The organism is Pseudomonas sp. Wu6, from assembly GCF_019891515.1.
In the GTDB taxonomy this organism is placed as follows: Bacteria; Pseudomonadota; Gammaproteobacteria; order Pseudomonadales; family Pseudomonadaceae; genus Aquipseudomonas; species Aquipseudomonas orientalis_A.
The window spans coordinates 50634-62371 of record NZ_JAFLXH010000040.1 but is presented as its reverse complement, the minus strand read 5'-3'; the positions used below and the strand labels follow the sequence as shown (position 1 = coordinate 62371).

Annotated in this window: 12 protein-coding genes; 5 read left to right on the top strand and 7 right to left on the bottom strand. The window is 61.8% G+C overall.

What is annotated here, in order from left to right; all coding sequences use genetic code 11:
- Both J1G34_RS23005 and J1G34_RS23000 read right to left on the bottom strand, forming a co-directional pair.
- Nucleotides 1-669, bottom strand: a 669-nt coding sequence (locus J1G34_RS23005) for a TPM domain-containing protein (RefSeq protein ID WP_222994674.1), incomplete at its 3' end; no start/stop codon positions are given.
- 18 nt (nucleotides 670-687) lie between these two features.
- Nucleotides 688-1299 (bottom strand): LemA family protein, encoded by a 612-nt coding sequence (locus tag J1G34_RS23000; protein WP_065886194.1) that lies wholly within the window; start codon nucleotides 1297-1299, stop codon nucleotides 688-690.
- 238 nt (nucleotides 1300-1537) lie between these two features.
- Here J1G34_RS23000 and bglX point away from each other — a divergent pair, with 238 nt between their 5' ends.
- Nucleotides 1538-3829 (top strand): beta-glucosidase BglX, encoded by a 2292-nt coding sequence (bglX, locus tag J1G34_RS22995; RefSeq protein WP_065893439.1) that lies wholly within the window; start codon nucleotides 1538-1540, stop codon nucleotides 3827-3829.
- A gap of 218 nt (nucleotides 3830-4047) precedes the next feature.
- Here bglX and J1G34_RS22990 read toward each other — a convergent pair whose 3' ends face one another.
- From J1G34_RS22990 to J1G34_RS22975, 4 genes are all read right to left on the bottom strand, one after another.
- Nucleotides 4048-5205 (bottom strand): phospholipase D-like domain-containing protein, encoded by a 1158-nt coding sequence (locus J1G34_RS22990; RefSeq protein ID WP_222994673.1) that lies wholly within the window; start codon nucleotides 5203-5205, stop codon nucleotides 4048-4050.
- Between the two features lies 1 nt (nucleotide 5206).
- The gene (locus tag J1G34_RS22985) at nucleotides 5207-5785 is read right to left on the bottom strand and encodes a YceI family protein (protein ID WP_065893437.1); all 579 of its coding nucleotides are present in this window, start codon (nucleotides 5783-5785) and stop codon (nucleotides 5207-5209) included.
- Between the two features lie 170 nt (nucleotides 5786-5955).
- The gene (locus J1G34_RS22980; RefSeq protein ID WP_222994672.1) at nucleotides 5956-6270 is read right to left on the bottom strand and encodes an amidase; all 315 of its coding nucleotides are present in this window, start codon (nucleotides 6268-6270) and stop codon (nucleotides 5956-5958) included.
- The gene (locus tag J1G34_RS22975; protein ID WP_065893435.1) at nucleotides 6267-7340 is read right to left on the bottom strand and encodes a serine hydrolase domain-containing protein; all 1074 of its coding nucleotides are present in this window, start codon (nucleotides 7338-7340) and stop codon (nucleotides 6267-6269) included. The genes J1G34_RS22980 and J1G34_RS22975 overlap by 4 nt, the downstream gene beginning before the upstream one ends.
- Before the next feature lie 187 nt (nucleotides 7341-7527).
- Here J1G34_RS22975 and olsB point away from each other — a divergent pair, with 187 nt between their 5' ends.
- Together olsB and J1G34_RS22965 are read left to right on the top strand one after the other, a co-directional pair.
- Nucleotides 7528-8283, top strand: coding sequence for an L-ornithine N(alpha)-acyltransferase (gene olsB / locus J1G34_RS22970; protein ID WP_065886188.1), 756 nt, complete (start codon nucleotides 7528-7530; stop codon nucleotides 8281-8283).
- Nucleotides 8283-9074, top strand: coding sequence for a lysophospholipid acyltransferase family protein (locus J1G34_RS22965; RefSeq protein WP_065897040.1), 792 nt, complete (start codon nucleotides 8283-8285; stop codon nucleotides 9072-9074). Before olsB ends, J1G34_RS22965 begins: the two co-directional genes overlap by 1 nt.
- Before the next feature lie 112 nt (nucleotides 9075-9186).
- Here the strand turns inward: J1G34_RS22965 and J1G34_RS22960 are convergent, their stop codons facing one another.
- A complete protein-coding gene (locus J1G34_RS22960; RefSeq protein ID WP_065893433.1) occupies nucleotides 9187-9771 on the bottom strand; it encodes an acyl carrier protein phosphodiesterase in 585 nt (194 codons plus the stop codon).
- A gap of 154 nt (nucleotides 9772-9925) precedes the next feature.
- Here J1G34_RS22960 and J1G34_RS22955 point away from each other — a divergent pair, with 154 nt between their 5' ends.
- Both J1G34_RS22955 and J1G34_RS22950 read left to right on the top strand, forming a co-directional pair.
- Nucleotides 9926-10246, top strand: coding sequence for an ArsR/SmtB family transcription factor (locus tag J1G34_RS22955; protein WP_065897035.1), 321 nt, complete (start codon nucleotides 9926-9928; stop codon nucleotides 10244-10246).
- Between the two features lie 132 nt (nucleotides 10247-10378).
- Complete coding sequence (locus J1G34_RS22950) at nucleotides 10379-11434, top strand: alkene reductase (protein WP_065897033.1); 1056 nt, start codon at nucleotides 10379-10381, stop codon at nucleotides 11432-11434.
- Nucleotides 11435-11738: the final 304 nt, after the last annotated feature.

Genomic DNA, 11738 nt, shown 5'->3' with positions numbered 1-11738 from the left:
GCCGCCCCCACCGCCACCGCCGCCGCGTCCGCTGCTGCTGAGGATCGCCAGCAGGATCGCGCCCACCGGCAGGCCCATGCGATTGCACAGCCACAACACGCCGATCAGCAGGACGAACAAACCGATGGAAAAGCCGGGATTGTCCTTGGCGAAATTCGTATCCGCCACGTGGGCCGGCACTGCCAGCGGTTCACCGCCCACCACCTGGATCATCGCCGCGACACCGTCGCTGATGCCCTGGCTGAAATTGCCGGCCTTGAACTTGGGCGCAATCACCTGATTGATGATCACCCAGGACTGCGCATCCGTCAGCACACCTTCCAGGCCGTAGCCGACTTCGATGCGCAACTTTCGCTCGTCGCGGGCCACGAGCAACAGCGCGCCGTTGTCCTTGCCCTTCTGGCCGATGCCCCACGCGCGGCCCAATTGATAACCGTAGTCTTCAATCGGCACGCCCTGCAGGTCGGGCACGGTGACCACCACGATCTGGTCACCGGAGGTCTGCTCCAGCGCCTGCAATTGCTGGGTCAGTTGCTCGCGCACCGCCGGGTCGATCATCTGGGCGTTGTCCACCACCCGCCCGGTCAATGCCGGGAAGGTCAGGGCCGCCTGGGCCAAGCCCACGCAGCCCAGCAGCCACAGCGCCAGGCCTATCCGTAATAAACGCATCGACACCTCAAGGCAGCGTTATTTGAACTTCACCTGCGGCGCCTTATCGGCATCGGCACTGGTGGCTTCAAACGTGGCGCGGATCGGCAAGTCGCTGTACATCACGCTGTGCCACAGGCGACCCGGGAACGTGCGGATCTCGGTGTTGTAGGTCTGCACGGCCTGAATAAAGTCGCGACGGGCCACGGCGATACGGTTTTCCGTGCCCTCGAGTTGCGATTGCAGGGCCAGGAAGTTCTGGTTGGCCTTCAGGTCCGGATAGCGCTCGGACACCACCATCAAACGGCTGAGTGCGCCGCTCAGGCCGTCCTGGGCCTGCTGGAACTGCTTGAGTTTTTCCGGGTTGTCGAGGGTGCTTGCATCCACCTGGATCGAGGTGGCCTTGGCCCGCGCTTCAATCACGGCGGTGAGCGTGTCCTGCTCATGGGCAGCGTAGCCCTTGACCACTTCCACCAGGTTGGGAATCAGGTCGGCACGGCGTTGGTACTGGTTCTGCACCTGGCCCCAGGCGGCCTTGGCCTGTTCGTCCAGGGTCGGGATGTTGTTGATGCCGCAACCGCTCAGCACGCTGCTGATCAATAACAGCGCCGCGGCTTTCAAGCCCCAGCGGTAACCTTGTGCTGCTTGCATGGTGTTTCTCCTGCCCAATCTGGATGGAATGTGATGACTAACCCTATAAACCACACGCTTGGGGCATAATCCGCCACCACTGGAATGCTTCGAGCCAATCAGCTACAAAGATGCCCAGCGCGAAAAAGAGTTCAGAGTGTGCTGCATTTATCTGAACAACACCCGAACAACAATAGACGCTCCCGTCATTTTGGCCGATCAGCCTGACCGCTGTGCAGTGAGCCGAAAAAGGATATTCATGAAGAAGCTGTGTTTGCTCGGCCTTGTCGCCACTCTGGCCAGCCACCCCGTATGGGCAGAAACAAAGCCTGCTGCGCTTAAAGACAAGGACGCCTTCGTCAGCGACCTGCTCAGGCAGATGACCCTCGATGAAAAGATCGGCCAGTTGCGCCTGATCAGCATCGGCCCGGAAATGCCCCGCGAGCTGATCCGCAAGGAAATCGCCGCCGGCCGCATCGGCGGCACCTTCAACTCCATCACCCGCCCGGAAAACCGTCCGATGCAGGACGCGGCCATGCGCAGCCGCCTGAAGATCCCGATGTTCTTCGCCTACGACGTGATCCACGGCCATCGCACGATTTTCCCGATCAGCCTGGCCCTCGCCTCCAGCTGGGACATGGACGCCATCGGCCGCTCCGGGCGCATCGCCGCCCAGGAAGCCGCCGCCGACAGCCTCGACATCACCTTCGCGCCGATGGTCGACATCTCCCGTGACCCGCGCTGGGGCCGCACCTCCGAAGGCTTTGGCGAAGATACCTACCTGGTGTCGCGCATTGCCGAAGTGATGGTCAAGGCGTTCCAGGGCGCCAGCGCCGCGAATGCCGACAGCATCATGGCCAGCGTCAAGCACTTCGCCCTGTACGGCGCGGTGGAAGGCGGCCGCGACTACAACGTGGTCGACATGAGCCCGGTCAAGATGTACCAGGACTACCTGCCGCCCTACCACGCGGCGATCAAGGCCGGCTCAGGCGGCGTGATGGTGGCGCTCAACTCGATCAACGGCGTGCCCGCCACCGCCAACACCTGGCTGATGAACGACCTGCTGCGCAAGGACTGGGGCTTCAAGGGCCTGGCCGTGAGCGACCACGGCGCGATCTTCGAACTGATCAAGCACGGCGTGGCCAGGGACGGGCGTGAAGCCGCCAAGCTGGCGATCAAGGCCGGCATCGACATGAGCATGAACGACACGTTGTACGGCAAGGAACTGCCGGGGCTGCTCAAGTCCGGCGAGATCGAACAGAGCGACATCGACAACGCCGTGCGCGAAGTGCTCGGCGCCAAGTACGACATGGGCCTGTTCAAGGACCCGTACCTGCGCATCGGCAAGGCTGAGGACGACCCGGCCGACACCTATGCCGACAGCCGCCTGCACCGTGCCGATGCCCGCGACATTGCGCGCCGCAGCCTGGTGTTGCTGAAGAACCACAACCAGACCCTGCCCCTGAAAAAATCCGCGACCATCGCCCTCGTTGGCCCGCTGGCCAAGGCCCCGATCGACATGATGGGCAGCTGGGCGGCGGCCGGCAAGCCGGAACAGTCGGTGACCCTGCTTGACGGCATGAACGCCGTGATCGGCGAAAAGGGCAAGATCCTCTATGCCCGCGGCGCCAACATCACCGGCGACAAGGCGGTGCTCGACTACCTCAACTTCCTCAACTTCGATGCCCCGGAAGTGGTGGATGACCCGCGCCCGGCCCAGGTGCTGATCGATGAGGCGGTGAAGGCTGCGCAGAATGCTGACGTGATCGTCGCGGCCGTGGGCGAGTCCCGTGGCATGTCCCACGAGTCGTCGAGCCGCACCGACCTGAACATCCCGCAAAGCCAGCGCGACCTGATCAAGGCCCTCAAGGCCACCGGCAAGCCGTTGGTGCTGGTGCTGATGAACGGCCGGCCGCTGTCGATTCTCGAAGAGAACCAACAGGCTGACGCGATCCTGGAAACCTGGTTCTCCGGGACCGAAGGCGGCAACGCCATCGCCGACGTGCTGTTCGGTGACTACAACCCGTCGGGCAAGCTGCCGATCACTTTCCCACGCTCCGTGGGGCAGATTCCCACCTACTACAACCACCTGAGCATCGGCCGGCCGTTCACGCCGGGCAAGCCGGGCAACTACACCTCGCAGTACTTCGATGACACCACCGGGCCCCTGTTCCCGTTTGGCTATGGCCTGAGCTACAGCACATTCGGCCTGTCGGACATGGCACTGTCGTCCACCACCCTGAACAAGACCGGCAAGCTCGACGCCAGCGTCACGGTGAAGAATACCGGCAAGGTCGATGGCGAAACCGTGGTGCAGCTGTATATCCAGGACGTGGCCGGCTCAATGATCCGGCCGGTGAAAGAGCTGAAGAACTTCCAGAAGGTCATGCTCAAGGCGGGTGAAGAACGCACCTTGCACTTCACCATTACCGAGGAAGACTTGAAGTTCTACAACGCCCAGCTCAAATTCGCCGCAGAGCCGGGAGAGTTCAATGTACAGATCGGGCTGGATTCCCAGGATGTGCAGCAGCAGAGCTTTGAACTGCTGTAACTGATCGTTCCCACGCTCTGCGTGGGAACGCCGCCCTGGACGCTCTGCGTCACGGTATGCATTCCCACGCAGAGCGTGGGAACGATCCTTAAAGCTGTATGTAGGAGCGAGCTTGCTCGCGAAAAACGTCAACGATAACGCGGGCTTTCTGAATGAACGCGGCGTTTGTGAGTTTTTCGCGAGCAAGCTCGCTCCTACATTTGATTGAGGTGATACAACTAGCCGCGCCGGTCCAGCAGATTCACCACCAACCGATCAATCCAGCCCCACACCCGCTGCTTCACCCGCCGCCACAATGGCCGCGCTTTCCACGCCTCCAGGCTGACCGCCTGGCTTTGCGCAAAATCACGCTCGAAACTGCCCGCCACCGCCTGCGTCAATTCAGGGTCCAACGCTTCCAGGTTGGCTTCCAGATTGAAGCGCAGATTCCAGTGGTCGAAATTGCACGAGCCAATACTGACCCAGTCATCCACCAGCACCATCTTCAGGTGCAAAAAGCACGGCTGGTATTCAAATATCTGCACACCTGAACGCAGCAGACGCGGGTAATAGCGGTGCCCGGCGTAGCGCACCGACGGGTGATCGGTACGCGGGCCGGTGAGCAGCAAACGCACATCCACACCGCGCCCGGCCGCCCGGCGCAAGGCGCGGCGCACGCTCCAGGTGGGCAGGAAATACGGCGTGGCCAGCCAGATACGGGTCTTGCTGCTGTTCAGGGCGCGGATCAGCGATTGCAAAATATCACGATGCTGACGGGCGTCGGCATACGCCACGCGGCCAAGCCCCGGCCCGGTGGCAGGCACCTTGGGCAAGCGCGGCAAACCGAAATGGGTCGCCGGTTTCCACTCTCGACGTGCCGCGTTGGCGTGCCACTGCCGGTCGAACAAGGCCTGCCAATCCAGCACCAGCGGGCCGCTGATCTGCACCATTACTTCATGCCAGTCGGCCGTGTCTTGCCCCGGCGTCCAGAATTCATCGGTAACGCCGGTCCCGCCGATCACCGCAACGTCCTGGTCGATCAGCAACAGCTTGCGGTGGTCGCGGTAGAGGTTGCGCATCCAGCGTCGCCAGCTCAGGCGATTGTAGAAACGCAGCTGCACACCCGCGTCGGTCAAGCGCTTGCGCAGCCCGAGGGTAAACGCCAGGCTGCCGTAATCATCGAACAGGCAGCGCACCTGCACCCCGCGCTCGGCCGCGAGCACCAGCGCCTGCACCATCGCTTCGGCACAGGCCCCGGCTTCTACAAGGTACAGTTCCAGATCCACCTGCCCCTCGGCGCGAGCGATGCCCACCAGCATCTGCGGGAAAAAATTCGGTCCGTCGATCAACAGCTCGAAACGGTTGGCGCTGCGCCACGGAAACACCGCGCCGCCCACGTCAGCGCGCCGTGAAGATCAGTACCGCACCCACCGGCACCGACAAACTGATCGACTTCAACCCCGCCGCCTTGCGCAACGCGGCCACACCGGGTTGCAGCTCGAAATCTTCGGCGCGCACCACCACCGGCTCCAGGGTCACGACCTGAAAGCGTCGGTCATCCAGGCGCGTGGCCAACAGCTCGGCGTTGTAGGTATGGGTCTTGCCATGCAAGGTAATGCTAAGCGGCAGGCGCAATTCCAATTGCGCGCCGGACGCCAAGTCATTGATCGGTTGCAGGTTGATCTGCGTGCTGATCAACGCTTCGGGAAACTGCTTGATCTGAAACAGCTCCTTACGCATGCGCTCGTCACGCAGCGGGATACCACTGTTGATCGACTCCAGCTCCACCTGCACCTGGGCCGCGCCCTGGCCGTCGACCTTGCCGTGCAGCACCAGGAAGCGGTGCACTTCTGCAATCTCGGTATTTTTGGTGGTGACAAAGGACAGGCGTGAGGATTCGTTATCCAGGTACCAGTCGGCGTGGGCAGGCACGGCTGCGGCGGCCAAGAGGGCGAAGGCCAAGGGTTTGATTGACATTGAAGACTCGCGGGGAAAAACCTGAGCGAACCTTAAGCGCAATCTCCCAAGCGGCGCAAATCCAATGTGGGAGGGGGCTTGCCCCCGATGACGGTGGATCAGCAACACATCCAGTGACTGACACTCTGCCATCGGGGGCAAGCCCCCTCCCACAGAGAATCTTTGGTGTGTCAGGGGTTGAGGCGGCAGCCTTGGCGATCACCTAACCATCGCGCCGTGTGCGTACGCCCCAACCCACTCGCCGTCACTTCACTGCGTTCCGGCGTGTCGGTAAACGCACTGGTCGGCACGTACTGCTTCACATACCCCAGGCAATACTGCGCCGGGTTGTTCTGCACGTACCGGCACGAGCAATACTCCTTGGCCGTGTACGCCGCGATGATGTCGGGGAAGGCTTGCAGGTTGATGCGCTCGTGCCAGATCCAGCCCAACACTGCGAGCAGGAGCACCAGCAAAACGCTGACAAACGGATGACGGCGGATCATGACCGCACCGCCGCCAGCACGCGCTTGAGCAGTTCGTTATGCCGGTAGCTGCCGTCGCGGTCATCGCCGTAGCGCACGATCACCAGGTGTTCGTCGGGCAGCACAAACAGTGCCTGGCCCCAATGCCCCAGTGCAGCGAAGGTGTCGGCCGGCGCGTCGGGCCAGGGCTGGGGCGCGCCCTTGTTGAGCCACCATTGGCCGCCGGGCACAGCGTCATCCTGGCCCGCTTTGTATTTGTCGAATGGCTGCCGATTGAAGGCCACCCACGCTTTGGGCAGCAACTGTTGCTCACCCCAGCGTCCGTCCCGGGCCATCAGCAAGCCGACCCGCGCCAGGTCGCGAGCGGTGAGGTAGGCGTAGGACGAGGCGACGAAGGTTTCGTCGGCATCGGTTTCCCACGTCGCGTTGCGAATGCCCAATGGCTTGAACAGCGCATCCCACGGATAGCTCATGTACGCCTTGTGGCCGAGCATCCCTTTAAGCGCAGCGGACAGAATGTTGCTGTCGCCGCTGGAATAGCGAAACGCCTGGCCGGGTTCGGCGGCTGCCTCGGTATCGGCGGCAAATTGCGCCATATCCCCACGCCCACGGGTGTAAAGCATCGCCACGACAGAAGACTTCAACGGGGCGTATTCATAGTCCTCCTGCCAATCCAACCCCGAAGCCCAATGCAGCAAGTCGGCCATGCTGACCTTGGGGTGCTGTTTCATCGGCGAATAGAAGCGCGCGACGGGGTCGGTGAGCTTGAAGCGCCCTTCACCGTAGGCCACGCCGAGCACCGTGGCCATCAGGCTTTTGCTCACCGACCAGGTCAGGTGCGGGGTGCTGACGGTGGTGGGTGCGGCGTAGCGTTCATAGATGATCACGCCGTCACGAATAACCAGCAGCGCGTCGGTGCGAATGCCTTGGCGGGTGGTGTCGTCACGGGGCGGGAAAGCGTAGGCGTTCAGCGCATCGAAGGCGGGACCTGCAAGGGGTGTGCCCAGGGCCCACTCCTTTTCGGGCCAGACTTCGGCGCGGGCAGTAACGGTGACGAACAGCACAACAACGCACAACAGGCCTCGGACCATGGGCACAAACTCAAGGGGGGCATTCAAGCCCGCGAGCCTAGCGCAGGCCCATGACAGATTTGCGACATGAGGCTTGTCACCCAACCGTCACCGTAACTTCATGGAGATGACACCGAGGCTACATAGCCTGACTTTGGACAACAAAGTCGACTGGCCGTACAACCTGGCCGGCACTCGGAGACTCGCTATGACTCAGATCGCCCGCATCAGCGACAAAGGCAATGAACGCCGCCTGCAAGCCGAACGCCTGGTAGGCGCACAGGCCTTGCAGGAAGCCCAGGCCCTGCGGTTCAACGTGTTCAGCGGCGAGTTCAACGCCAAGCTGAAAGGCGCGGAACTGGGTCTGGACATGGATGACTATGATGTTCACTGCAGCCACATTGGCGTGCGGGATTTGAACAGCGGTCGGCTCGTCGCTACCACGCGTTTGCTCGACCACCAGGCCGCCAGCACCCTGGGCCGGTTCTACAGCGAGGAAGAGTTCAGCCTGCATGGCTTGCTGCACTTGCAGGGCCCGATCCTGGAAATCGGCCGCACCTGCGTCGACCCGGCCTATCGCAACGGCGGCACCATCGCGGTGTTGTGGGGTGAATTGGCCGAGGTGCTCAACCAGGGTGGCTACAGCTACCTGATGGGCTGCGCGAGCATCCCGATGCACGATGGCGGCATCCAGGCCCACGCGATCATGCAGCGTCTGCGCGAGCGCTACCTGTGCAACGAGCACCTGCGCGCCGAGCCGAAAAAACCCCTGCCGGCCCTGGACCTGCCCTCCAACGTCATCGCCGAAATGCCGCCGCTGCTCAAGGCCTATATGCGCCTGGGGGCGAAGATCTGCGGCGAACCGTGCTGGGACGAAGATTTCCAGGTGGCCGATGTGTTCATCCTGCTCAAGCGCGATCAGCTGTGCCCGCGCTACGCGCGCCACTTCAAGGCGGCGATGTGATGGATCGCCTGCGCGTGTACGGGCGCATCGCCCGCGTCCTGCTGGTGGTGGCGCTGGGCCTGAGCATGGCCAGTGTGTTTGGCCTGTTCGAGCGCCTGGGGGTGGCCAACTCAATGGTGCGGCGCCAGCGATGGTCGCGGTTCTTCATGGCCCGGCTGACCAATGCCCTGCCCTTTCGCGTGACGGTGCACGGCGAGCTGCCGCAAACGCCGATGCTGTGGGTGAGCAATCATGTGTCCTGGACGGATATTCCGCTGCTGGGCATGGTCACGCCATTGTCGTTTCTGTCCAAAGCCGAAGTGCGCACCTGGCCGGTGGCCGGCTGGCTGGCGGCCAAGGCCGGCAGCCTGTTCATTCGTCGCGGTTCAGGTGACAGCCAGTTGATCCGCAAGCAGATGACCCGTCATCTGGAACAACATCACCCGCTGCTGATGTTTCCGGAAGGCACCACCACCGACGGACGCAGCCTGCGCACGTTTCACGGGCGCTTGCTGGCCAGTGCGATCGATGCGGATGTGTCGCTGCAACCGGTGGCGATACGGTATCTGCGCGACGGTCAGGTGGACTCACTGGCGCCGTTCATCGGCGATGATGACTTGCTGTCGCACCTGATGCGGCTGTTCGCCAATGACCAGGGCGATGTGGAGATTCATCTGCTCAAGCCGATTGCCTGCGCCGGGCAGGAGCGCGCGGCACTGGCGTATCAGGCGCAGCAAGCGGTGCAGAAGGCCTTGTTCGGGCCGTTGCCGGAGAGTGAGCAGGCGCATGTGCGACCAGCGTTTGCCGCCTGAATGCTGTGAATACACTCCAAATGTGGGAGGGGGCTTGCCCCCGATAGCAGTGATTCAGTCACTAAATACAGTGACTGACACACCGCCATCGGGGGCAAGCCCCCTCCCACATTTAGTTTTGTGTAGCTTGTAGCGTTTGTACGAATGCCTGCAGCTCTGGATAGAACTCACTGAAGTCTTTGCTCAGCGGCTCATACAACATTCGCAACTCCTGCATCGCAAATCCCAGCGCCTCTGGGTCCGTCAGCCGCCGCGAAATCCCGCGCAGCACCGGCTCCATCACCGCAAACTCACGATAAGACCCCAACCAGTCATCCGCCGCCATATACGGCGCAATCTGCGCCAGCCGCCCCGGCAACGCAGGTTCTGCGGCGAGCACGCGGTACACCTTTGCGGTGAAGCGCTCCAGGGGCTGATCGGCATACAGCGCCCAATCCCGCGCCAGGCAATGGTCGAAAAACACATCGAGCACGATCCCGGCATAGCGCCTGCGGGTCAGGCTGAAGCGCGACAACGCAGCCCCTACCAACGGGTGGCTGTCCGTGAACCGGTCAATGGAGCGATGCAACTGGATCGCCGCTTCGATTTGCGGGTTGAACTGGCCCTGCAGGCGGCCCTTGACGAAGTCGCCATACAGGCTGCCCAACAATTGCGCAGGCAGTTGGCCGCCCAGGTGCAGATGTGCGAGATAATTCATGGCGCGCAGTCTACCACTGCGACCAACATATCGTTATAACCCGATATACCGATTCGTGCAGATATCAGATCAAAATCATATTTGTATATCGGGATATTACGATTTAAAGTTCGCCTCATCGCGATATAACGTTTTACGACACCGAGCCCCTGCCATGTCCATCGACCTCGACGAAATAATAAAAGCCCTGGCCCACCCAGTACGACGAGACATCCTTACCTGGCTGAAAGACCCGAAAGTGCAGTTTCCCGAACAACTGCACAACCACGAATACGGCATCTGCGCCGGGCAGATCGACCAGCGCTGCGGCTTGTCCCAGTCGACCGTGTCGGCCCACTTGGCGACCTTGCAACGGGCGGGCCTGATCACCAGCCAGAAAGCCGGACAGTGGCACTTTTTCAGACGCAACGAAGAAACGATCCAAGCCTTCCTCGCAGCGCTCATCAGCGAACTCAGCGCCCCTGCGCCGCAATAAGGAGCCGCAAATGCCGCTCTCATTGCTCATGATTTTCGCGCTGCTGGTGACCCTGATTACTTTCCGCCAGAACGGCAATGCCGACCTGGCCCCCGCGACCAACTGATCAACTTGAAGAGAAGGTACTTTCCCATGACGACTATTTTTGATCCGATAAAACTGGGCGACCTGGAACTGTCGAACCGCATCATCATGGCGCCGCTGACCCGCTGCCGTGCCGACGCCGGCCGCGTGCCCAATGCGCTGATGGCCGAGTATTATGTGCAGCGCGCATCCGCCGGGCTGATCCTCAGCGAAGCCACCTCCGTGACGCCCATGGGCGTGGGTTACCCGGACACGCCGGGCATCTGGTCCAACGACCAGGTGCGCGGCTGGGCCAACATTACCAAGGCCGTGCACGGCGCAGGCGGCAAGATCTTCCTGCAACTGTGGCACGTCGGCCGCATCTCCCATGAGTCATACCTCAATGGCGAGGCCCCGGTGGCACCGAGCGCGGTCCAGGCCAAAGGCCACGTCAGCCTGGTGCGCCCGCTGGCCGACTACCCCACCCCGCGCGCCCTGGAAACCGCTGAAATCGCCGACATCATCGACGCTTACCGCACCGGCGCCGAAAACGCCAAGGCGGCCGGTTTCGACGGCGTGGAAATCCACGGTGCCAACGGCTACCTGCTCGACCAGTTCCTGCAAAGCAGCACCAACCAGCGCACCGACCAATACGGCGGCTCCCTGGAAAACCGTGCGCGCCTGTTGCTGGAAGTGACCGATGCCGCCATCGAAGTGTGGGGCGCCGGCCGCGTGGGCGTGCATCTGGCACCGCGTGCCGACGCCCACGACATGGGCGATGACAACCTGGCGGAAACCTTCACCTACGTCGCCAGCGAACTGGGCAAACGTGGCATCGCCTTCATCTGTTCCCGTGAAAAAGAAGGCGCCGACAGCCTCGGCCCGCAACTGAAAAAAGCCTTCGGCGGCATGTACATCGCCAACGAACGCTTCACCAAAGACAGCGCCAACGCCTGGCTGGCCGCCGGCAAGGCCGATGCGGTGGCCTTCGGCATACCGTTCATTGCCAACCCGGACCTGCCGGCACGCCTGAAGGCCGATGCGCCGCTGAACGAGCCGCACCCGGAAACCTTCTATGGCAAAGGCCCGGTGGGTTATATCGATTATCCAACGCTGCCGATCTAACTGACCGAAACACAAAGCAATGTGGGAGGGGGCTTGCTCCCGATAGCGGAGCTTCAGTCAACACATCAGTGACTGACACACTGCTATCGGGAGCAAGCCCCCTCCTACATTTTTGACCGCATGTTTCGTCTTGGAAACATCACTTCACAGAACCGCAACAATATCGCTACAAAATACTTAGGCGGCTACCTATCAACCGCCCGCCAGCCCGTATATAAAGTCACCCCACAAATCAGGCAAAAGGACGATTGACCGTCCTTGGGCTTTACTGTTGACACAACTGGTCGCAATTACGCATTTTGTC